The following is a 21,270-nucleotide window of genomic DNA, read 5'->3' as shown; positions in this document are numbered from 1 at the left end:
CCGGTAAGCGCAGCGCCACCGGGCAATTCCACCATCACAGCGCGATACGAATCACATCGTCAGGCTGGGTCGCTTCCTGCTGACGGGTTGATTTCTGTTTCACCGTCACGTACAGCGTTTTACCGTCCGCAGACAGCGCCAGGCTGTTCGGGTAAACCGGGGTATCGTAGGTTTTGGTCACTTTGTAGGTTTTGGCGTCAATCACACTCACCTTACCCGCCTCGCGGTGCGTCACATAGGCTTCGTTACGCGCCGGGTTAAACAGTACGGCCAGCGATTCTGGCGCAGCGATTTTCTGCATCACGCTGCCATCTTTCAGATTCACCACCAGCACTTCTGGCTGTTTTGAATCCGTCACAAACGCACGCTGGCCGGCAGTGTCCAGGCTCAGGTTCAGGTAGAAATGCTCTTTTCCGTCATCCTGCACTTTTTTACGGCTGAGGATTTTGTTGGTTGCCGTATCAATGGTCACCAGCTCACCGTCCGCATTGGTGGTATACAGGCGTTTTGCCTTCGCATCCAGCGCCAGACCGGTGCTGAACGTGCCGGTGTTTGTGATGGTGTCCTTCAGCTTCAGCGTTGCGCCATCAACAACCCAGATCACGCTCTGCTTGCCGATGCCGGTAATGTATACCGTATTGGTCGTGTCATCGGCCACCAGCTGGCGCGGCTGAAGCGGTTTCACCGTGTCGCTACGCTTGCGATCGTCCAGCACCAGGCGCCCTTTCACCTCGCTCGTTTTGGCGTCAATCGCCGTCACGGCGCTGTTGACGGTGTTTCCGAACCACAGCGTCTGGGTGGCGTTATCGATCGTAGCGCCAAACGGCTTGAGATCGTTATGAATCGCCTGCGTCACTTCCAGCGTGACCGGATCCAGACGATAGACCACGCCGCCCTTATCGGTTTTGCGGCTTTGTGACGTCGCAACCCACAGCGCGTTTTCCTGCTGGCTGACGGCCATTTCATACGCGCCCTTGCCGACCGCTTTGCGCAGCATCTCTTCAGCGGCATGAACCTGGAACGTACCGGCAAACAGTAAAGAGCCCAACAGCAGAGACCCACGCAGGCGCGGCGAGCACAGATGACGTAAAGACATAACAATTCCTTTTTAAATGAGGAGATTTACCGCTGACATCACTTCCGGTGGGCAAAGTCATCGCTTTGCCGTTATTTTAATGAGAATAGTAATCATTAATGAGTTGAATGTGGAGTATTTCTTTCCTTCAAAGCCTTACATTCACGAAATGTGCGGTTATAGTTTTCATAACATTTACAAAGGATTTAACATATATACACAGGTTCCAGTTGATTTGGTTCGAATTTTTCTTAACCGGTTTACTCCATGAAAATTATTACTGCCCGCAAGGCATCACTACCACTGCTGTTCGTTCCCGTCATTTTTGGCCCGCTGAGTGCGATGGCCGCGGATGAACAGACTCTGATCGTCAGCGCCACGCCGCAAACCGTCTCCGAACTGGACACCCCCGCCGCAGTCAGCGTGGTGAGCGGCGAGGATATGCGACATGCCACACCGCGCATCAACCTTTCTGAATCCCTTGGGAGCGTACCTGGCCTGCAAATCCAGAACCGCCAGAACTATGCGCAGGATCTGCAACTTTCCGTTCGCGGATTCGGCGCGCGTTCAACCTTCGGCGTACGCGGGATCCGCATGTACGTGGACGGCATTCCGGCAACCATGCCCGACGGCCAAGGGCAGACGTCAAACATTGACCTCAACAGCATTGAGAGCGTCGACGTGCTGCGCGGCCCCTTCTCTGCCCTGTACGGCAATGCCTCCGGCGGCGTGATCAACATCAACACCCAGACCGGACAACAGCCAGCCACAATTGAAGCCAGCAGCTATTACGGCAGCTACGGCACCTGGCGTTACGGCATGAAGGCCACCGGTGCGGTGGGCGACGGGACTCAGGCGGGGGATGTGGACTATGCGGTATCCACCACCCGCTTCACCACCCATGGCTATCGCGATCACAGCGGCGCACGGAAAAACCTCGCCAACGCGAAGCTGGGCGTGCGCATTGATGATGTCAGCAAGCTAACGCTGATTTTTAACAGCGTGGACATGAAAGCCAACGATCCGGGCGGACTGAGCTATCAGGAATGGCAGAACAACCCGCGTCAGTCACCCCGTGGCGATCAGTACAACACGCGGAAAACCATTAAGCAGACCCAGGCCGGGCTCCGCTATGACCGTCAGCTGAGCGAACAGGACGACCTCAGCGTAATGATGTATGCCGGTGAGCGTGAAATGACCCAGTACCAGTCCATTCCGGCGTCCACTCAGCGTGACAATCCTGCCCATTCGGGCGGCGTAATTGATATGCAGCGCCACTATCAGGGTATTGATACCCGCTGGACCCACCGCGGCGAGCTGCTGGTGCCGGTAACGTTTACCACCGGCCTGAACTACGAAAATATGAGTGAAAATCGTCGCGGGTATGAAAACTTCGTGATGAACAACGGCGTGCCGGATTATGGCGTGAAGGGTAACAAACGCCGTGACGAACGAAACCTGATGTGGAACCTTGATCCCTACCTGCAAACCCAGTGGCAGCTCACGCAAAAGCTGTCCGTTGAGGCAGGCGTACGTTACAGCTCCGTCTGGTTTGACTCCAACGATCATTACATTACCCCGCAAAACGGCGATGACAGCGGTGACGCCAGCTACCATAAATGGCTCCCGGCAGGTGCGGTGAAATACGCCGTGACCGACGCCTGGAACCTGTATGCCGCAGCGGGACGGGGATTCGAGACCCCGACCATCAACGAACTCTCCTACCGTCCTGATGGCAAAGGCGGCCTCAATATTAACCTGCAACCGTCAACCAACAACACCTATGAGATTGGCAGCAAAACCCGTATCGGCAATGGCATCCTGACGGCGGCGCTGTTCCGCACGGATACCGACAACGAGATTGTGGTGGACGAAAACAAAGATGGTCGCACGACCTATAAAAATGCGGGGAAAACGCGCCGTCAGGGTGTGGAAATTGCGCTCGACCAGCAGTTTGCCGAGAACTGGAAGCTGAAAATGGCGTGGACCTATCTCGATGCGACCTACCGTACCAACGTCTGTAGCAATGCAGACTGTAGCGGCAACCGGATGCCGGGGATTGCCCGTAACATGGGATATGCGTCGTTTGGCTGGGAGCCAGAGGAAGGCTGGTACGCGGGGGCAGATGCCCGCTACATGAGCGACGTGATGGCAAACGACACCAATACCGCCAAAGCGCCCTCTTATACCGTGGTCGGTCTGAATACCGGGTATAAACTCAATTACGGCAAATGGGGAATGGACATCTTTGGTCGCGTCGATAACCTGTTCGATAAAGAGTACGTCGGTTCAGAGATTGTTAACGCTGGCTACAATCGCTATTACGAACCCGCCCCTGGCCGTAACTATGGCGTGGGCCTGTCGGTCTCTTATCGCTTTGAGTAAAACATTTTCCGGCAGCGCACGTTGCCGGTAAAAAATAACATCATTCCCGGTAGCCTTAAGCGCCGGGAATATACTCAGGGAAGTTTAAAACGAATAAAAAAATAAGTGCGCCAGTACGATCCTTAACTGTAGTATTGCCGTTGCAGGAGGATATTGGCTTCATCAATGGCGCGGTCGATCGCTTCCCGACTGGCCGTCACGTCCCTTTGCTCAAGCGCAGAAAGCAGATCGGCATAATGGTAAGTCGTTGCAGGGATATCTTTCATCTCTTCGTGCAGGTAGTTGATACACGGACCAATCCGTACCCAGAGCTGCTCAATCAGCGAGTTCAGGGTCGGCATTTCGGCATACTGATAGAGCGTAAACCGGAACACGCGGTTGGCATGGATCGCCTTCTGCACGTCGCCCTGATGCATGGCGGTGCTGAAGTTATCTGACAGCGCGCGTAATGTATCCAGTTTGGTTTCGGTCATATTCTGACACGCCGCCGCAACGGCCATTGGCTCAAGCTGTTTTCGGATGGCGTTAATTTCGTTATAACGCTCCAGCGTAACCTCTGGCACCAAAAACGCCTGAGCAGGCGTGGCCTGTAATGCGCCTGCCGACACCAGGCGCAGCAGGGCTTCGCGCACCGGTGTGATGCTGGTGCCTAATTTATCGGCAATCTCTTTCGTGATGAGTCGAGCCCCAGGTTTTAATGAGCCCGTAATTAACGCTCCCTTTAAACTGTTCTCAACTTGCATCGTCAGACTGATTCTTTGTGCTTTTTCCAGATTTTCCAAATCAAGCATGTTTAATTCCCGTAGCCAAAACAAAATGCCATTTTCAGCGACTGTTTAAAAAAACATCGCCGGTTTGATATATCCTGTATCGTCATGCCTGGTATGAAGGGCGCGCGTTAAAATAAAAATTGTTCAGTTAATATTACGTTTACCACTACTGGCTCAGCTGGGCCGATGGCGCGCAATGCTTATGGATTAATTAAAGACAATATATCGTATCTTCAAAAATAATTATGGCGGACTTTGCCCGCCATAACCGATGCTCTGTTTAGTCCGCCGCCACGCGGATCACGACCTTGCCGAAGTTTTTCCCTTCCAGCAGCCCAATCAGCGCCTCTGGCGCCGCGTCCAGCCCTTCGGTGACCTGCTCGCGATAGTGAATTTTGCCTTCCTGCACCCAGCGTCCCATTTCCTGCTGGAACTCGTCGATACGATGACCATAGTCCTGAGCGATGATAAAGCCCTGCATGCGGATGCGTTTTTTCAGGATGGTCCCCATCAGTAGCGGCAAGCGATCCGGCCCCTCCGGCAGGTTGGTCGCGTTGTAGCCGCTGACCAGTCCGCAAACCGGTACGCGCGCGGAGGTATTCAGGAGCGGCAGCACGGCGTCAAAGACTTTACCGCCGACGTTTTCATAATACACGTCAATGCCCTGCGGGCAGGCTTTCGCCAGCTGTTCGGCAAAATCATCCGCATGGTGATCCAGACAGGCGTCGAAACCGAGCACGTCGACCGCATGACGGCATTTCTCCTCCCCGCCAGCCACGCCGATGACCCGGCACCCTTTGATTTTACCGATCTGCCCCACCGTTGCGCCGACCGGCCCCGTGGCTGCGGCCACGACAAGCGTTTCCCCCGCCTGAGGCTGGCCGATATCAAGCAGCCCCATATACGCGGTAAAGCCCGGCATCCCCAGCACGCCGAGTGCCCATGAAGGGTGCGACGGGTTTTCGCCCAGCCTGACCAGCCCTTTCCCGTCGGAAAGTTCATACTCCTGCCAGCCGCTGTAGCCCAGAACCCACTCGCCCTCTTTATAATCCGGATGGCGGGAGGTCTCGACGCGGCTTACCGTGCCGCCCACCATAACCGCGCCAATCTCGACAGGAGGTGAATAGGATGGCGCATCGCTCATACGGCCCCGCATGTACGGATCAAGCGAGAGCCATACGGTGCGTAATAACACCTGCCCCTCTGCGGGCGTGGGGATCGGCTGCTCTTCCAGGCGGAAATTTTCGGCAACCGGTGCGCCGTGTGGACGGGAAGCCAGTACCCAGCGTCGGTTTTGCGTAGTTGATTGACTCATTCATCGCTCCTTAGTGCTGAAAATGTCATTCAAGTCTGGCACGTTATCCTGCGGATCGCCTTCGCATTATGAGGCGGACTGATTAAGCCGCACGACCAGATAGAGGCACGATTCATCCGTTTCGTTGATAAACCGGCAGTCGTTCGGCGGACCGAGTTCCAGACAATCTCCGGCCTTCATTTCATGGCGAGTATCCCCCTCCAGAAAGACCAGTTCACCTGCCTGCAACCAAATCAGCTGTCGCGCCAGCGCATAAGAGGAGGCGGGCATCGGCACATCGCTGCCCGCGGGCAGCTCCACCTGGACGAGGTCGATAGGCATATCGCTGCGCGGCGAGACATGGCGACGCAAATAGTGGGTTTGCGGATCGCGCCAGACGGGCTGGTTCGCCAGACGTAACAGTTTGCCCTCCTGCATTTCCGCGCGCGCAATGAGCGTAGACATGCTAATACCGAAGGCACCGGATAACCGGGCAAGCAGCGTCGCCGTTGGGCTACTGTCACCCCGCTCAATCTTATGGATCATGGCGCGTGAGATACCTGCCCGTTCGGCCAGTTCGCTTAATGACCAGCCCCGCGACTCGCGTTCAAGGCGTATACGGGCGCTAATGCGTTGATTCATATTGTCTGTCATTGTGTTCATGACGTCATACTATAGTGTACGGATGGTTTTTCGGGGCAGTTTTGTGACAAAAAAATAGGGATTTTGTCGTAGCGATGCAATACAAGAACTGTGTAATATTGTGAGTAAATCGTACTACTATAGTGAACAACACAGCCAGAGGTTAATCATGATTGTTCGTCATGCCTGTAAAGAAGATTGTGCCGCTATCGGTGAAATTTATAACCATGCGGTGCTGCACACCGCCGCCATCTGGAACGATACAACTGTCGACACCGATAACCGTATTGCATGGTTTGAGGCGCGTACGCTGTTGGGTTATCCGGTGCTGGTCAGTGAAGAAGAAGGTGTTGTGACGGGATACGCCTCATTTGGCGACTGGCGAGCGTTCGACGGTTTTCGCCATACGGTGGAGCACTCGGTTTACGTTCATCCCGATCACCAGGGCAAAGGCATTGGTCGACTGCTAATGACGGAATTAATCAAGGAAGCCCGCCAGATTGGTAAACATGTGATGGTTGCCGGTATTGAGGCGCAGAATCGGGCGTCGATTCATCTGCATGAAACCCTGGGCTTTATTACCACCGGAAATATGCCGCAGGTGGGAACCAAATTCGGTCGCTGGCTGGATTTAACCTTTATGCAACTCCAGCTCGATGAGCGCAGCGATCCGGATGCTCTGCCATGAATCAATCGTTGACGTTAGCGTTTCTGGTGGCCGCCGGGATTGGGCTGGTGGTACAAAACACCCTGATGGTGCGCATTACGCAATCCTCTTCCACCATTCTTATCGCCATGCTGCTGAACTCGCTGGTGGGGATTGTGCTGTTTGTCAGCATTTTGCTGGTGAAAAATGGCCTGGCGGGTTTTAGCGAACTGGCATCAACGGTGCGCTGGTGGACATTAGTCCCCGGCCTGCTGGGGTCATTTTTTGTCTTTGCCAGTATTAGCGGGTATCAAAATGTGGGCGCGGCAACGACCATTGCCGTGCTGGTGGCAAGCCAGCTGATTGGCGGCCTGCTGATGGACATCCTCAAGAGCAACGGCGTCCCCCTGAGGGCGCTGGTTGGCCCGGTCTGCGGCGCAGTGATGCTGGTGGTCGGCGCCTGGCTGGTGGCACGGCGCCAGTTTTAACCCTTACAGGATAGTCCCACCCTGCGTGAGGTGGGCATGGCGCGCCTCCGCCTCTTCTTTATGCTGCTTACCATGATGCGCAATCGCGGTACGCAGGCGCTGCTGCTGGGTATAGCGATCTTCACGGCTGAGGTCTGCATCATCGCTTAATTCGATCAGCAGTTCGTTCATGTGGGTAATTACGCTCTCTTCGATGGCGGCATCGACGCGGGCGATAACATCGTTTAAATGTGACATTGTCACTCCTTTTCACCTGCCCGGTGGCGCTACGCTTACGGGGCCTACGGGTGCTAACTGTAGGCCGGGTAAGGCGTAGCCGCCACCCGGCAAGAATACGATCAGTTCAGCTTCGCTTTCGAGAAGTCACTGCCCATCAGACTTACGCTGTACCCGGTCACATTGCTGCGGGTCGCGTAGAACGTTTTGCCGTTAGCTAACGCAATCCACGGTGCCTGCTGGTAGAAAATCTCCTGTGCCTGGCCATACAGCTTCGCACGTTCGTCCGGGTTGCTGGTCAGTTTGGCCTTTTGCACCAGTTCATCATACCCCTTATCACACCAGCGCGCGGCGTTAGATCCGGTTTTGATGCTGTTACAACCCAGCAGCACATCGGCGAAGTTGTCCGGATCGCCGTTATCAGACATCCAGCCGAACAGCGCGGAATCATGCTCGCCTTTACGCATGCCGGAGAGATATTCCCCCCACTCGTAAGAGACGATTTTCGCCTTCACGCCCACTTTCGCCCAGTCAGCCTGGATCATCTCCGCAATGCGTCGCGAGTTCGGGTTGTACGGACGCTGAACCGGCATGGACCAGAGGGTCACTTCCGCGCCCTTCTCCAGACCCGCCTGCTTCAGCAGCGCTTTCGCTTTTTCCGGATCGTAGCCGTAATCCTTAAGGTCCTTATTAAAGCCGAGCATGTTCGGCGGGATCGGCGATTTAGCGACCGTACCAGACCCCATAAAGACCGCGTTCACAATGGCCTTTTTGTCCGTCGCGTAATTCAGCGCCTGGCGCACCAGCACGTTATCAAACGGTTTTTTCTCCGTGTTAAACGCCAGGTACCCCACGTTCAGCGCATCCACCGAGTGCAGGGTCAGGTCTTTGTTTTTCTTGATCGCTTCAAACTGCACTGGCGACGGCGCAGGAATGATCTGACACTCGTTCGTTTGCAGCTTCGCCAGACGCGTCTCAACGTTTGGCGTGATGGAGAAGATCAGGTGTTTGGTCGGCACCTCACCGTCCCAGTAGTTCGGGTTGGCGACGTAGCGGATCAGCGAATCCACCTTGTACTGTTGAAGCACATAGGGGCCGGTGCCGATTGGCCAGGTGTCCACATTTTCAGGCGTACCCTTTTTCAGCATCGCGTCCGCGTACTCGGCAGAGAGGATCGAGGCGAAGTCCATTCCCCAGTCGGCCAGGAACGCCGCGTTGGGTTCGCTCAGCGTGAACTGGACGTGATAATCGTCGATTTTTTTCACATCCTGAATGAGCTTGTCGAGGCCCACGTCATTAAAGTATTCGTAATTGCCCTGGGAAACATTGTGATACGGATGCTTAGGGTCTTTCTGACGCATAACGGAGAAAATAACATCATCAGCGTTAAAATCGCGGGTCGGTTTGAAGTATTTATTGCTGTTGAATTTCACCCCTTTACGCAGGGTAAACGTGTATGTTTTGCCGTCTGGCGAAATGGTCCACGACTCGGCCAGAGAAGGCACCGGCGTGTTTTTTACCGGGTCGAAGTTAATCAGACGGTTATACAGCGTTTGCGAGCTGGCGACAAACGAGGGGCCAGAGCTGGCGATCTGCGGGTTAAACGACTCCGGCGATGCCTCGGAGCAGTAGATAATGGTGTCTTTGTTTGCCGCCCATGCGGCGCTTGCCGGTAGCAGCGCGCTCAGCGCGAGGGCGAGCACGGTTTTCCCTGTAGACATGGTTATTACCCTTTCGGTTTTATTATAGTGAACAGTAATAACAGCACAGACGTTTTGGCCTGACAAATAACGAATCACTATCAGGTTATTCTAAAGCCGTACATTTCGCTGGTTTTAGCATCAGCCCGCAGAAACCGATTTGCCTTAAGGTTCATTATTCGTCAAGCACAACCGTCACGATCAATGCCGCAAGAAATCGTCCCTTTTGTCGTCTCCTCCGCCGTTTGTTTGCTTACCTGTTTCGTTACAGTAATGGCGTGAAGAAGTCTACAGGACCAAATCGTGGCAAAAACACTTTTACGCAGCGGTAATCTGGATGATTTTCAGGCCGTTGGCGGCGGCGGACAGGCCGTTTTTGAATCAGCGCTGCAAATCCGCGAAGCGCTTCGGTTGCGCAAACAGCAGGCTATTGTTGATTGCCTGGCCATCCCCCAGGTCAACGACGGCGGCGATCGCGTTGACTGGTACTCCCCGGTTGAGGGAACCGTCTCCAGCTGGAAGGCGGCGGATGAAGATGATCGTTATCGCGCCCTGCGCTATCTGGAAAACACGCTCGCCAGCGTGGAGTCGCTTAGTAAAAAATGCCTTCAGTCACCGAAAACGGCGCAGCAACTGTTTGGCTCTCTGCTCTCAAAAGCCTTTCAGTTTCCCGGTGAAAACTTTGTTTTCCTGGTGGATGGCAAACCGGTGATATGCTTCTGGGGTTTCGTCAACCTTAACGAAAACGCGCGCGACGACGTGCTGGACTGCCTGCGCGAATCGTTGGTCCCTGAACCTGAGCCAGTGGTGATTAACGAGCCTGAACCTGAACCGGAGTCAGAACCGGCCCCGGTGGTGACTTTTGCGCAGGCCGACGCGCCGCTTATCACGCCTGTGACTACCGTCCGTATCACCGACGATGAACTGTATACGCCAGAGCCGGTGCGCATAAACGCCGCGCCGCCAGAGCCCGCACCGGCGGCCTTACAGAAAAAACGTCGCTCCCCCCTGTGGTTGCTGCCGGTTGCCGCCGTCATTATCGCGGCCATCGCCACCCCGCTGCTCTGGCCAAAACAGGCCCCGACCGCAGCGCCTGTTGCCACACCAGCGCCAGTACCCGTCGCCATTGCTCCGGCCCCCATAAAGACGGTTGAGCCGCTTGAACTGAAACTCCCGCTGCACCAGGCCGAAGTGGTAGAGCCGAAGGTGAAAACGCCTGCCCCGGCAGCCGAACCGGTGGTCATTACCGCGATACCGAAAGATGCGATGGTGATGGAGGCAAACCAGGTCAAAGCGGGGTTAACGCGCTTCCTGAACGGCACCTGGCGCGCTTTTCTCGATGTGCAGGATCCGCTCACCGGCAAACCGCCGTCGCTGCGCTACCAGATCCAGAACAATAAAGGTTTCGCCCGGGTCGTGCATGGCGACAACATTGTCTGCCGGGTAGACGTCTTTTCCGGATTACACAGCAACGGCGAGCTGTTGATCAAAACGCGCGGAAACGCGCGTTGCACCGACGGTTCACGCTATCCGATGCCGGAAGTGACCTGTAAGGCGGGTGCCAGCGACGTGGCGGAATGCACCGCACGTTACGATGCCAACACCGTCGTTCCTCTGACGTTCAAGAAAGCAGGTGTCTGATCCTATGCTGGTTAATCTTTGCGACTATAAACAGAGCGTGACGCTGATTGCTAACAGCGGCGTGCAGTTTCTCGATTTTGGCCTGACTCCGCAGGACACCGCCAGCAACGGGCGTTTCGTGCGTAAAACGGCAAATGGCCCGCTGCTGCGCCTGGATTTTGACCTGGTTAACGGCCGGTACACGCTGCCTGCCACCGATGGCGGGCAGCCGGAAGTGGTCAAGCCTGAAAGCACCATTCCACTGCATGACTCCCTGACTGTGCTGGACGGCGTCTGGCTGCCGCTCCCTTTCCTGCGCTTTAACCCGCCGCGGACGTTTGTTGAAGGCCCGGATAACTGGGCGCGCGTCCAGGTACGAAAGCTTTCCACCCCCGACGCGGCTGGCAATACGCACCGGGTCACCGTCGCGCTCGACAGCCAGATTGCAGAGCATGCGACGTCTGCCCTGTCGCCGGTTGAAAACGATATCCTGAACGGCACGCGTTTCGCGCTCGCCTGGCGCGACAGTGAGGTTGAAAGTTTCCTCGACCAGACCTGGATTGACGGCTGGCTGCGCGAAGCCTTCACGCAGTTTGCTGACGGGGTTGAAAAACGCTCCGAGCGCGAGCTGCATCAGGCCATGCGCAGCTTTGAATATCAGGCGCACTGGCTCAACCTGCTCTCCATGCTCGGTGAACAACTCACCGTGCCGGAAGTAAAGTTTGTCACCCATACCCTGAGCACCCCTGCCATTCCTGTCGATCTGATCCTTGACGTAGGCAACACCCATACCTGCGGCGTGATTATTGAAGATCATGGTGATGCCAACGACGGCCTGCGCCAGACGGCTGAACTTCAGGTACGATCGCTGAGTGAGCCGCAGTTCCTGAATGAACCGCTGTTTACCAGCCGTCTTGAATTTTCCGAAGCGCGTTTTGGCAAGCAGCACTTCTCGGTGGAAAGCGGCCGGGAGGATGCATTCGTCTGGCCGTCAATTGTCCGCGTGGGTGATGAAGCGCGTAAGCTGGCGATGCAGCGTCTGGGCACGGAAGGCAACAGCGGCATCTCCAGCCCGCGTCGCTATCTGTGGGACGAGACGCCGGTGGTGCAGGACTGGCGCTTTAGCCAGATGAACAGCAAAACTCAGCGCGAACCGCTGGCAACCGCGTTTCCGCTGATGAACCTGATGAACGACGACGGGGAACCGCTCTTTACGCTGCCGCAGGATGAACGCCTGCCGGTATTCTCTCCGCAGTACAGCCGCAGCACCCTGATGACGCACATGCTCTGCGAGCTGCTGGCTCAGGCGCTTGGCCAGATTAACAGCGTGGCCACCCGCCTGCGGCTCGGCTTCCCAGCCTCTCCCCGCCAGCTGCGGACGCTGATCCTCACCCTGCCTTCGGCGATGCCGAAACAGGAGCGCGAGATTTTCCGTCGCCGCATGTTTGAAGCTATCGCCATCGTCTGGAAAGCGATGGGCTGGCACCCGCAGGATGAAGATTTTGCCAGCCGCAAGCAGCAGGAAAAAAGCGTAGTGCCGGTCCCTGAGATTCAGATGGAGTGGGACGAGGCCAGCTGCGGCCAGCTGGTGTGGCTGTATAACGAAGCCATTTCCCATTTCGGCGGTCAGACCGAGGCCTTTTTCGCCTCCCTCGCCCGTCCGGATCGCGCGCCTGAGCCTGGCGTCCAGCCGGGGCGTGCGCTGCGCGTGGCCTCGATTGATATCGGCGGCGGCACTACGGATATGGCTATCACGCACTATCAGTTAGATGATGGTTCCGGGAATAACGTCAAAATCACCCCACAGCTGCTGTTCCGCGAAGGGTTTAAGGTCGCTGGCGACGACACGCTGCTGGACGTGATCCAGCGCTACGTTCTGCCTGCGCTGCAAACCCAGCTTCAGAAATCCGGCATAGCCGATGCTTCCCAACTGATGGCATCCCTGTTCGGCGACTCCGGGCGGATCGATACCCAGGCGGTCCTGCGCCAGCAGACGGCGCTTCAGCTCTTTATGCCGATCGGTCACGCGATCCTGGCGGCGTGGGAATCGAGCGATGTTGACGATCCGCTGGCCGGGCTGCACGCCACCTTTGGCGATCTGCTTGCGCAAAAACCGACGCGCAACGTGATGAATTATCTCCAGCAGGCGATCGACCATGCGTTGCCTGCCGGTTCAGAACACTTTGATCTGTTCAGCGTACCGCTGCACGTCAGCTTCCGGGAGATGCAGGACGCCATGCTGGCGGGTCAGTTCACGCTTGCCGCCCCGCTTCATGCGGTATGTGAGGCGATCTCCCATTACAGCTGCGATATCCTGCTGATCACGGGACGGCCGGGCTGTCTGCCGGGCGTTCAGGCCTTGATTCGCCACCTGCAACCGGTGCCCGTCAACCGCATCGTCTGGCTGGATAAATACCAGGTTCATGAATGGTATCCGTTCAGCCAGCAGGGACGGATCGGCAACCCGAAATCCACCGCTGCGGTGGGAGCGATGCTCTGTAGCCTGGCGCTGGATCTTCGTCTGCCGCGCTTTAACTTTAAAGCAGCGGATATCGGCGCGTACTCTACGGTGCGCTATCTGGGCGTGCTGGATAACACGATCAATACCCTGCGGGACGAGAACGTCTGGTATCACGATATCGACCTCGATAAACCCGGCGCGAAACTGGACGCCCGTCTGCACTTCCCGCTGCGCGGCAACGTTACGCTCGGCTTCCGGCAGTTGGCCAATGCCCGCTGGCCCGCGACGCCGCTCTATACCCTGAGCATCAACTCAGCCGAGCTGGCGAAAGCCATTGCGGGCGACGGCGTACTGAACGTGCGCCTGAAGCTGCGTGGCGGCACTAAGCAGGAAGGCCCGGAATCTTTCGAGCTGAGTGATGCCTGGCTACAGGACGGCACGCCCGTGCCGCCGGATGCCCTGACCTTTAAACTGAATACTCTGGCCGATCGCCGACACAGCGGCAGCCACTACTGGATCGACAGCGGGAGCGTATACCTCAAATGACTGCGACGACTGCCACCACTCAGGCCTTAATCGGGTGGATCAACGAGACGCGACAGCACGCCCCGATGCTGGATAACGAAGCCGACGCCCTGCTTGCCCGCCTTAACGCAGTAAGCGCGCGTGAAGAAGCGCTCGATGCTGCCCTTGTCAGCCAGGGCAGCATCGGCTTATACGGCCACTCGCAGGCCGCAAAAGCGCACCTGCTGGCCGCCCTGTGCGGCAGCGGCAACGAACGGCTGAACGTTACGCCGGGTCAACGCACGTTTGATTACTTCTCGCATATTAACCCCGGGCATGCACCGACCAACATGGCCGTGCGTTTCAGCAGAGCGTCCCGCGAGGTCGCAGACGACGCGTTTCCCTTACGCCTGCGCCTGGTAACGGAGGCCGAGCTGGTGCAGCTGTTTATCGCGCGCACCACGCTGGATCCGCAGATCCGCGCGGTGGATAAATCGGTGATTGAAGCCCGGCTTGAAAAGTGGCGGGCGCTGCGTCAACCGCAGAGCGTGCCGGGAATGACGGCGCGGGAAGTCGCGACCATTGCCCGGTTCTGGCAAAGCGTAGTACCCGGCGCTAAGCAGCATATTGATGATGCCCTGTGGCACCAGTTTGCCCTGCTGGTTCCGTCGCTTGATCTCAGCACCCGCGCCAGCGTCTGGTCTCTGCTGTGGGGGGAGCAGCAGGAGTTAACCCAGCAGTGGCTTAAATTCGCCCAGGTGCTGCATCAAACCAGCCATGCCAGCGCGCTTGCGGCGCCGTTGAGTCTGCTGGTTGACAGCTTTGGTCTGCCCTGCGAAGGCTTCCTTACTCACGGGGCGTTTACCGTGCCGGAAGCACAGGAAACACTGCTTCATCCGGTAAAAAACGGCGAGCTGCTTAACGCCATTAGCCTGCCGGTCGATGTACTGGCATCTCTGACCCGCGAAGTGGTGCTACCCGTTGAGAACTGCGTGCTGGATAACATTGACGTCATTGATATTCCTGCTATTTCTGAGGAAAACACGCCGCTGATGATGCAGGCAAAATGCCTGTGGTTGCTGGAGCATTATCGTCAGCACATTCAGCCGGATGTCCTGGTTATCTGTAATGCGACGGCGCACCACCAGCAGACCGCAAAAACGGCCAGGCTCCTGCAAAACTGGGTCAAAGAGACGCAGCCGGTTGAAGAATCCGCGTTGCCGGGGCTGGTCTGGGCCATTACCCCTCATGATGCGCGGTTTACCACAAAGCAGAATCTGGACGAAGCGGTGCAGCAATTGCTGGGCCAGCCGGGTCTGCGCTGGGGCACGCTTCAGGCGCTCGATACCCACAGCATGCAGCGGGTGATTGAGTGGCTGTCGCAGGCTACCCTGCCAGCACAGCGCCAGAAGCGTCTCCGCGCGCTGAAAAGGCTGTTACAAGAGTCTCTGTCGACGCTGATGCGCCCATATGTCGCGCCTCTCACTCAGGAGCCAGGCGCAGGGCGGGCACAGGCCGAAAAAATGGTCCGAACGCTGCAAGGCAACGCCGCTCGTCATGGTGAACTGCTTGAGGGACTTCTGCCGCCGCTAAACGCGTTTGAGACGCTGCTGACCGTTCACCAGCCTCGCGAGGAACAGGTCAACGGCCTGTTTAACGATGTTATCGATCTGTTTGCCGAAGAGACGCAGGAAAATCCAGGCGCGTTGCAGACCCAAGACAAGGCGCGGCTGGCCCATAACGTGTGGGTTAACCATCTTCGTCAGTGGAGTCGCAACGACGCGGCGGCTGCCCGTCTGGGCCTGGACGCAGAGGTACTACAGCAGATTGCGGATGTGCTGATCGTTACCAGCTACCGGCTGGATCTGCCGCTGCAACTGCAACGCATTGCAGAAAAAGATAAAAACAGCGCCGCGCAGCTGCATGCCGCGACAGGCAATTTCATTAGCTGGCTTGGCTATGAAATGACGCCCGTTTCTGAACGGCCTGCAAGCCGGATCCGCAAAGGTCAGCCAATTTTTGTGACGCCCGTTGTGAGCAGCGCTTCACCCCGTCTTACCCGACTTGGCGAGCAGCCTGTCCATGCGGCGACAGCCTATGTTTATGACTGGCTGGTTGCGCTCTACACCCGCGCGATTAAGAACGTGGATTATCAGTGCCCGTATGACGTTCAGCCTGCTGCGCGGAAAGCCTTGTCTGCCCTGCTGTCTTAATCATTGCAGCCCGCAGCAATGCGGGCTGCCCCTTCATGAGCCGTTTATGAAGCCAGACAAAGCCTGAGCCAACGCTGACGGGTTTTCCCAGGACATTGAATGGCCCGCATCAGGGATAATTTTTACAGCAACGCCGTTTTGTTGCAGGCGATTAAAATCGTCATCAGGCAGGGATCGCTCACCAAAAACTAACATTACCGGGCAGCGCAATGACAAGAACAGGTGTTCCCAGTCAGGTTTAACGCCCTCGACCAGGCTTGTTGCGCCGCGCCAGACGGCCCAGGGAGCATTGCTTTGAAGGCTTCCAGCCCATGGCGACGTTTCTGCCCGCAGCATGTCATCATAGCCCTGAGCCAGAAAATGTTGTTCCGTTTGGGCCGCAATTGCTCGGCTGAACATCCCGCCACCCGCATGAAAATTGGGTTCAGATACTATCAGGCCCTTAACGCGCGACGTTAACAGTGCTGCCGTTTCGATCGCGATACTCCCCCCCATGCTATGACCATACAGCCAGAGACTATCCAGGCCGAGATGGTTTAACAGTTCAACCACCACCTGCGCCTGTTCGCTCGTGCGATAACGGTAGTTGTCAGGTTTGTCACTGTAACCGCTACCGGGAAGATCGATCAGAATGGCTCTGCGCCCCCCGAAACGGGTATCACAGACAATACGAGGATATTCATACGACGATGCACAGCCCAACCCGTGGATAAACACAACCGGGTCACCGACACCGGGAAGATCCTGCCAGCGCACAGTGCAGCCTGCATGCTGCGAATAGAAACTGTTCATAAGCACTCCATGTAGGACAGACTGTATATTTATACAGCCTGAATGTATGGAATGCTATGTCTGGATGCCGATTCTGGAAGCGTGCTTCAGAAAAGAGAGATCAACAGGGCAACAGGAAAGCTCATCGGCCAGGTGGAACCCACCAGGAATGCGCTCAACAGGCGAATACGTTTACGATCTTTAGACAGGAACCAGGTGATTAATGCGCAGATGGAGGCCATGATTGCGTAGAACACCAACATCTTTTGATACAACGTCATTCTGTTTACCTGAGCCGAAAAATAACCGCACGCAATATGCGTCATATGTTGACACAGATCAAGTTTTTTCGTTACATCATAACCACTTAAATACTAAGGATAATAACAACTGAGTATCTTGTGTAACAACGCCGGGTAAAGCAAAACGGTTATTATTGATAAGGTGCATATTAAATGCACTTTTTGATAAATCCATCCCCGCAGAAAGCAGTTTAATAACAGCAGGCTTTTAAGGGAGGAAACATGCTACGCATTCCGCAGAGTTGCATTCACACCCGTTCCACGCCTTTCTGGAACAAAGAAACGGCCCCCGCCGGCATTTTTAAACGTCACCTGGATACGGGCACGCGTCCGGGCGTTTACCCTCGCCTGTCGGTGATGCGTGGCGCAGTGCGTTATCTGGGCTATGCTGATGAATTCACACCTGAGCCTGACAGCGAGCTCGTCATTGAAGCGGGTCGTTTCGGCGTTTTCCCGCCAGAGAGATGGCACCACATTGAGGTGATGACCGACGACACCCTGTTCAATATTGAATTCTTTGTTGAACCTGAGGTGCTTAAATCCCTTTAAGCACCCGCCAACATGAAGGAAACTATGATGTTACGTATTCCTGAAAACTTTGTTCATACCCGCTCGACGCCGTTCTGGAATAAAGAGACCGCCCCAAAAGCGCTTTTTACCCATCACAACACCAAAGCCGGCGTGTACGGTCGGTTGTCCGTCATGCAGGGTGCGGTGCGTTACTTTGGCTTTGCCGATGGCGACGCCACCGAGCCCGATCTGGAAGTGGTTATTGAGGCCGGTTCTTTTGGCATCTCCCCACCGCAAAAATGGCACCGCATTGAGCTACTGACCGACGACACCTATTTTAATATCGACTTTTTCGCGGATCCTGCCGTCACGCTCAGCGGTGCGGGCATCGGTAAAGTGGTCAACACGCATAAGGAGTAAATAATGGGTAAGACTACCTATACCGTGACCGTCACCAACAACAGCAACGGCGTGTCGGTGGATTATGAGACAGAAGCGCCAATGGAGCTGTTGATCCCGGACGTCGCGGCAGATGTCGTGAAGGATCTGGTGAACACCGTTCGCGCCTACGATACGGAAAATGAACACGAGGTCTGTGGCTGGTAAGCTGAATCGCCCGGCACTGCGCCGGGCATGAGGGTTTAGTGTTTGATCATCACATGCCGGACTACCGTATAATCCTCAAGTCCGTAGACCGACATATCTTTGCCATAACCGGATAACTTCATCCCGCCGTGCGGCATTTCGCTCACCAGCATAAAATGGGTATTGACCCAGGTGCAGCCATACTGCAACCGCGCGCTAAGTCGATGGGCGCGTCCGACGTCTTTTGTCCAGACGGACGAGGCCAGGCCGTATTGCGAATCGTTAGCCCAGTTCAGTACCTGCGCTTCATCCTCAAATTCTGTCACGCTAACCACCGGGCCAAACACTTCTCGCTGGACGATCGCATCTTCCTGCTTCGCCCCGGCCAGCAGCGTTGGCTGAAAGTAATATCCTGCCCCCTCACTTTTACTGCCACCGGTGACGACGCGGATATGTCCAAGGGTTTTGGCTTCGTCCACGGCAGCACAAACGCGGGAAAGATGCGCTGCGGAGCTGAGCGGGCCCAGCTCGGTTGACGCATCGTCCGGCGCGCCCATTTTCAGGCTGGCAACGGCTGCGCCCAGCTTTTCGACCAGCGCGGGGTAAATCCCCTTCTGGGCATAGATACGACAGGCTGCGGTACAATCCTGACCAGCATTGTAGAAACCAAACGTACGCACGCCTTCAACCACGGCATCCAAATCTGCATCGTCAAAGACAATAACCGGGGCTTTTCCGCCCAATTCCATATGGGTACGTTTCACTGAAGATGCGGTATGCCCGATAATATGTTCTCCGGTGGCAATAGAGCCAGTGAGAGAAACCATACGGACTTTTTCGTGGCCGGTCAGCGGATCTCCTACGGTTTTGCCGCGACCAAACAGCACGTTCAGCACGCCTGGCGGGAAGATATCTTTCGCCAGTTCCGCCAGCTTCAGCGCCGTCAACGGGGTGATTTCAGATGGCTTGATGACGACACAGTTTCCCGCCGCCAGCGCGGGCGCCAGCTTCCACGCCGCCATCATCAGAGGGTAGTTCCAGGGGGCAATAGAGGCGACAACGCCAACCGGGTCGCGGCGGATCATCGAGGTATGTCCTTCGAGGTATTCTCCGGCAGCCAGCCCGTTCAGGCAACGGGCAGCCCCGGCAAAGAAGCGAAACACATCGACCACGGCCGGGATCTCGTCCCCCTGGACACAGTGCAGCGGTTTCCCGCAGTTAAGGGACTCCAGTTTTGCGAACGCGTCAGCGTTGGCTTCTATCACATCAGCCAGTTTCAACAGACATTCGGCGCGCGTTTTCGGCGTCGTTTGTCCCCACTCTGTGAACGCGCGATCGGCAGCCTGGACGGCAGCGTCCACCTGTGCTGCCGACGCTTCAGCCATCTCCAGCAGCACTTCACCCGTGGCAGGATTATAAACCGCCTGCTTCTCACCTTCGCCGGTCACCAGTTCACCATTAATCAGCAATTGATTTTGCATAGCATCGTCCTGTTGAAATCGACATTGTTTTCGCTGTCAGCGCACGTTCTGGCGGCCATAAACGTGACAACGTCACGTTACCAATCCGCACTCCCTTACTAAAGGTAGACCGCGCGTCATGTCGCTTCAGGAATTTTCATCAAGGTGTGACTGGGTGCAGCATCATTTCGCGGATTAACCCCGCCAGCTGGACGACCGCCTGCTCCTCCCGCTCGCCCCAGCCCCATGAGGTATTGAAACGGAAAAACGGTGTCCAGATATTGGAGGTGGAAAACATCTTGCCGGGCGCAATGCTGATTTGATGGGTTAACGCCTTCTCGCTCAACCGCCCCGCATCCAGCTGTTCAGGCAGTTCAAGCCATAAAAAGTAGCCGCTGTCGTTATGATGGATTTTGACGCCGGCAGGCATATGACGCAAAAGCGATTGCCAGGCCTGCTGTTTGCGTTCAGCAAGCGTGCGTCGCAGGCGACGAAGGTGGGCGTCGTAACGTTTGGTCGCCAGGTAATCCACCAGCGCCAGCTGCATGGGAGAGCTGGTGGATAACGTACTCATCAGCTGCAACTGCTGAATACGGCGCGCATGTTTTCCCGCCGCCACCCAGCCAATACGGAAACCAGCCACCAGACATTTGGAAAATGAAGAGCAGTGCAACGTCATATCCTGCTTATCCCAGGCCTTTGCCGGAAGCGGCTTTTCGCGGCCAAAGTAGAGTTCGCTGTAAACATCGTCTTCAATCAGCGTGACGTTATGCCGGGTGAGTAAGGCCACCAGCTGAGCTTTCTTCTCTGCACTCAGCGTGAAGCCGAGCGGGTTCTGACTGTTGGTCATCAGCCAGCAGGCTTTCACCGGATAATCATTTAACGCCTGCTCAAGGGCACTGAGATCGATGCCCTCACGCACGTCAGTGGCAACCGACAGCGCTTTCAGTTTCAGACGTTCAAGCGCCTGGAGTGCGCCATAAAAACAGGGGTTTTCAACGATAACCCAGTCCCCTGGTTCAGTCACAGCCTGCAAACTGAGGTTGAGCGCCTCAAGCGCGCCCGCGGTGATCACAATTTCATCCGGGGAGATATTCATTCCCTGCTGAGCGTAGCGACGGGCAATGGCATGACGTAAGTCGACGTTACCCGGCGGCAGGTTTTCGATCACGCTCATGGCGGTAGCGGTTTTGCTGACGTTAGCCAGCGATCGGTTGAGTTGCTGAAGCGGGAAAAGGCGCGGATCGGGAAACGCCGAGGCAAAAGGGACAACGGAGGGGTCGCGGCTGGCCTGTAGCACGTCGAAGATATAGGTGTTGATGTCGACCACTTCATCGCGCATCACCTGCGCGGGCGGTGCAGGCTGGTGTGTGGTCGGGCGGGCGGCAACGTAATAGCCTGACTGCGGTCTGGCAACAATGCGCCCCTGACTTTCCAGCATCTGATACGCGTGGCCCACGGTCATAAAACTCATGCCGCTGCTTGCCACCTGCTCTCGCAGAGAAGGCAGCTTATCGCCCGGCAACCATACGCCAAGCTCAATCTGCGAGATAATTTGTTGCGCCAGACGCTGGTATTTTTTCATCAGATTCTCCTTATTGCTGACAGTGTATATCAGCAGGAGAAAA

General features: G+C 56.2%; 19 protein-coding genes. 9 read left to right on the top strand and 10 right to left on the bottom strand.

What is annotated here, in order from left to right:
• Positions 1–34: 34 nt before the first annotated feature.
• Positions 35–1,096, bottom strand: coding sequence for a YncE family protein (locus tag RHN82_RS20955; protein ID WP_047051059.1), 1,062 nt, complete (start codon positions 1,094–1,096; stop codon positions 35–37).
• A gap of 246 nt (positions 1,097–1,342) precedes the next feature.
• Between RHN82_RS20955 and pqqU the strand changes: the two genes are divergently transcribed.
• Positions 1,343–3,460, top strand: a complete 2,118-nt coding sequence (gene pqqU, locus RHN82_RS20950; RefSeq protein WP_047051058.1) for a TonB-dependent receptor PqqU — start codon at positions 1,343–1,345, stop codon at positions 3,458–3,460.
• A gap of 122 nt (positions 3,461–3,582) precedes the next feature.
• Here pqqU and RHN82_RS20945 read toward each other — a convergent pair whose 3' ends face one another.
• From RHN82_RS20945 to RHN82_RS20935, 3 genes are all read right to left on the bottom strand, one after another.
• Positions 3,583–4,251, bottom strand: a complete 669-nt coding sequence (locus tag RHN82_RS20945) for a GntR family transcriptional regulator (protein ID WP_047051057.1) — start codon at positions 4,249–4,251, stop codon at positions 3,583–3,585.
• Positions 4,252–4,510: 259 nt separating this feature from the next.
• Entirely contained in the window at positions 4,511–5,545 is a 1,035-nt protein-coding gene (locus tag RHN82_RS20940) for an NADP-dependent oxidoreductase (protein WP_047051056.1), read from the bottom strand.
• A 66-nt stretch (positions 5,546–5,611) separates the two neighbouring features.
• On the bottom strand, positions 5,612–6,187 hold the full coding sequence (locus RHN82_RS20935; RefSeq protein ID WP_047051055.1) for a helix-turn-helix domain-containing protein: 576 nt from the start codon (positions 6,185–6,187) through the stop codon (positions 5,612–5,614).
• A gap of 148 nt (positions 6,188–6,335) precedes the next feature.
• Between RHN82_RS20935 and RHN82_RS20930 the strand changes: the two genes are divergently transcribed.
• On the top strand, positions 6,336–6,854 hold the full coding sequence (locus RHN82_RS20930) for a GNAT family N-acetyltransferase (RefSeq protein ID WP_047051054.1): 519 nt from the start codon (positions 6,336–6,338) through the stop codon (positions 6,852–6,854).
• On the top strand, positions 6,851–7,300 hold the full coding sequence (locus RHN82_RS20925) for a DMT family transporter (protein ID WP_047051053.1): 450 nt from the start codon (positions 6,851–6,853) through the stop codon (positions 7,298–7,300). Before RHN82_RS20930 ends, RHN82_RS20925 begins: the two co-directional genes overlap by 4 nt.
• A gap of 3 nt (positions 7,301–7,303) precedes the next feature.
• Here the strand turns inward: RHN82_RS20925 and RHN82_RS20920 are convergent, their stop codons facing one another.
• Together RHN82_RS20920 and RHN82_RS20915 are read right to left on the bottom strand one after the other, a co-directional pair.
• On the bottom strand, positions 7,304–7,537 hold the full coding sequence (locus tag RHN82_RS20920; RefSeq protein ID WP_047051052.1) for a YdcY family protein: 234 nt from the start codon (positions 7,535–7,537) through the stop codon (positions 7,304–7,306).
• Between the two features lie 101 nt (positions 7,538–7,638).
• Positions 7,639–9,237 carry an ABC transporter substrate-binding protein gene (locus RHN82_RS20915; RefSeq protein ID WP_003856968.1) on the bottom strand — a complete coding sequence of 533 codons (1,599 nt, stop codon included), beginning with the start codon at positions 9,235–9,237 and terminating at the stop codon, positions 7,639–7,641.
• A gap of 282 nt (positions 9,238–9,519) precedes the next feature.
• On the opposite strand from RHN82_RS20915, the gene RHN82_RS20910 reads away from it, so the two are divergent.
• The 3 genes from RHN82_RS20910 to RHN82_RS20900 are packed head-to-tail and all read left to right on the top strand — an operon-like array spanning position 9,520 to position 16,014.
• A complete protein-coding gene (locus RHN82_RS20910) occupies positions 9,520–10,857 on the top strand; it encodes an SrfA family protein (protein WP_047051051.1) in 1,338 nt (445 codons plus the stop codon).
• Positions 10,858–10,861: 4 nt separating this feature from the next.
• On the top strand, positions 10,862–13,843 hold the full coding sequence (locus RHN82_RS20905; RefSeq protein WP_047051050.1) for a virulence factor SrfB: 2,982 nt from the start codon (positions 10,862–10,864) through the stop codon (positions 13,841–13,843).
• Positions 13,840–16,014 carry a virulence factor SrfC family protein gene (locus RHN82_RS20900; protein ID WP_047051049.1) on the top strand — a complete coding sequence of 725 codons (2,175 nt, stop codon included), beginning with the start codon at positions 13,840–13,842 and terminating at the stop codon, positions 16,012–16,014. The genes RHN82_RS20905 and RHN82_RS20900 overlap by 4 nt, the downstream gene beginning before the upstream one ends.
• Positions 16,015–16,047: 33 nt before the next feature.
• Here RHN82_RS20900 and RHN82_RS20895 read toward each other — a convergent pair whose 3' ends face one another.
• Positions 16,048–16,806, bottom strand: coding sequence for an alpha/beta fold hydrolase (locus tag RHN82_RS20895; RefSeq protein WP_047051048.1), 759 nt, complete (start codon positions 16,804–16,806; stop codon positions 16,048–16,050).
• 86 nt (positions 16,807–16,892) lie between these two features.
• Positions 16,893–17,066 (bottom strand): GhoT/OrtT family toxin, encoded by a 174-nt coding sequence (locus RHN82_RS20890; protein WP_003856960.1) that lies wholly within the window; start codon positions 17,064–17,066, stop codon positions 16,893–16,895.
• A gap of 243 nt (positions 17,067–17,309) precedes the next feature.
• On the opposite strand from RHN82_RS20890, the gene RHN82_RS20885 reads away from it, so the two are divergent.
• The 3 genes from RHN82_RS20885 to RHN82_RS20875 are packed head-to-tail and all read left to right on the top strand — an operon-like array spanning position 17,310 to position 18,203.
• The gene (locus tag RHN82_RS20885; protein WP_015570441.1) at positions 17,310–17,636 is read left to right on the top strand and encodes a DUF1971 domain-containing protein; all 327 of its coding nucleotides are present in this window, start codon (positions 17,310–17,312) and stop codon (positions 17,634–17,636) included.
• Positions 17,637–17,663: 27 nt separating this feature from the next.
• Positions 17,664–18,017 carry a DUF1971 domain-containing protein gene (locus RHN82_RS20880; RefSeq protein WP_003856958.1) on the top strand — a complete coding sequence of 118 codons (354 nt, stop codon included), beginning with the start codon at positions 17,664–17,666 and terminating at the stop codon, positions 18,015–18,017.
• Between the two features lie 3 nt (positions 18,018–18,020).
• Positions 18,021–18,203 (top strand): DUF1869 domain-containing protein, encoded by a 183-nt coding sequence (locus tag RHN82_RS20875; RefSeq protein WP_047051047.1) that lies wholly within the window; start codon positions 18,021–18,023, stop codon positions 18,201–18,203.
• Between the two features lie 35 nt (positions 18,204–18,238).
• Here RHN82_RS20875 and patD read toward each other — a convergent pair whose 3' ends face one another.
• Positions 18,239–19,663, bottom strand: coding sequence for an aminobutyraldehyde dehydrogenase (gene patD / locus RHN82_RS20870; RefSeq protein WP_017382269.1), 1,425 nt, complete (start codon positions 19,661–19,663; stop codon positions 18,239–18,241).
• Positions 19,664–19,802: 139 nt separating this feature from the next.
• A complete protein-coding gene (locus RHN82_RS20865; RefSeq protein ID WP_017693361.1) occupies positions 19,803–21,227 on the bottom strand; it encodes a PLP-dependent aminotransferase family protein in 1,425 nt (474 codons plus the stop codon).
• Positions 21,228–21,270: the final 43 nt, after the last annotated feature.

The organism is Enterobacter cloacae complex sp. EB5, from assembly GCF_031432835.1.
GTDB lineage: Bacteria > Pseudomonadota > Gammaproteobacteria > Enterobacterales > Enterobacteriaceae > Enterobacter > Enterobacter hormaechei_C.
The sequence above is the reverse complement of the archived record's forward strand: the minus strand, read 5'-3'. Positions and strand labels throughout refer to the sequence as shown.

What these genes read in the sequence shown, in the direction of transcription:
- RHN82_RS20955 (WP_047051059.1), bottom strand. Translation starts at nt 1,096, where the DNA reads ATGTCTTTACGTCATCTGTGCTCGCCGCGCCTGCGTGGGTCTCTGCTG.
- pqqU (WP_047051058.1), top strand. Translation starts at nt 1,343, where the DNA reads ATGAAAATTATTACTGCCCGCAAGGCATCACTACCACTGCTGTTCGTT.
- RHN82_RS20945 (WP_047051057.1), bottom strand. Translation starts at nt 4,251, where the DNA reads ATGCTTGATTTGGAAAATCTGGAAAAAGCACAAAGAATCAGTCTGACG.
- RHN82_RS20940 (WP_047051056.1), bottom strand. Translation starts at nt 5,545, where the DNA reads ATGAGTCAATCAACTACGCAAAACCGACGCTGGGTACTGGCTTCCCGT.
- RHN82_RS20935 (WP_047051055.1), bottom strand. Translation starts at nt 6,187, where the DNA reads ATGAACACAATGACAGACAATATGAATCAACGCATTAGCGCCCGTATA.
- RHN82_RS20930 (WP_047051054.1), top strand. Translation starts at nt 6,336, where the DNA reads ATGATTGTTCGTCATGCCTGTAAAGAAGATTGTGCCGCTATCGGTGAA.
- RHN82_RS20925 (WP_047051053.1), top strand. Translation starts at nt 6,851, where the DNA reads ATGAATCAATCGTTGACGTTAGCGTTTCTGGTGGCCGCCGGGATTGGG.
- RHN82_RS20920 (WP_047051052.1), bottom strand. Translation starts at nt 7,537, where the DNA reads ATGTCACATTTAAACGATGTTATCGCCCGCGTCGATGCCGCCATCGAA.
- RHN82_RS20915 (WP_003856968.1), bottom strand. Translation starts at nt 9,237, where the DNA reads ATGTCTACAGGGAAAACCGTGCTCGCCCTCGCGCTGAGCGCGCTGCTA.
- RHN82_RS20905 (WP_047051050.1), top strand. Translation starts at nt 10,862, where the DNA reads ATGCTGGTTAATCTTTGCGACTATAAACAGAGCGTGACGCTGATTGCT.
- RHN82_RS20900 (WP_047051049.1), top strand. Translation starts at nt 13,840, where the DNA reads ATGACTGCGACGACTGCCACCACTCAGGCCTTAATCGGGTGGATCAAC.
- RHN82_RS20895 (WP_047051048.1), bottom strand. Translation starts at nt 16,806, where the DNA reads ATGAACAGTTTCTATTCGCAGCATGCAGGCTGCACTGTGCGCTGGCAG.
- RHN82_RS20890 (WP_003856960.1), bottom strand. Translation starts at nt 17,066, where the DNA reads ATGACGTTGTATCAAAAGATGTTGGTGTTCTACGCAATCATGGCCTCC.
- RHN82_RS20885 (WP_015570441.1), top strand. Translation starts at nt 17,310, where the DNA reads ATGCTACGCATTCCGCAGAGTTGCATTCACACCCGTTCCACGCCTTTC.
- RHN82_RS20880 (WP_003856958.1), top strand. Translation starts at nt 17,664, where the DNA reads ATGTTACGTATTCCTGAAAACTTTGTTCATACCCGCTCGACGCCGTTC.
- RHN82_RS20875 (WP_047051047.1), top strand. Translation starts at nt 18,021, where the DNA reads ATGGGTAAGACTACCTATACCGTGACCGTCACCAACAACAGCAACGGC.
- patD (WP_017382269.1), bottom strand. Translation starts at nt 19,663, where the DNA reads ATGCAAAATCAATTGCTGATTAATGGTGAACTGGTGACCGGCGAAGGT.
- RHN82_RS20865 (WP_017693361.1), bottom strand. Translation starts at nt 21,227, where the DNA reads ATGAAAAAATACCAGCGTCTGGCGCAACAAATTATCTCGCAGATTGAG.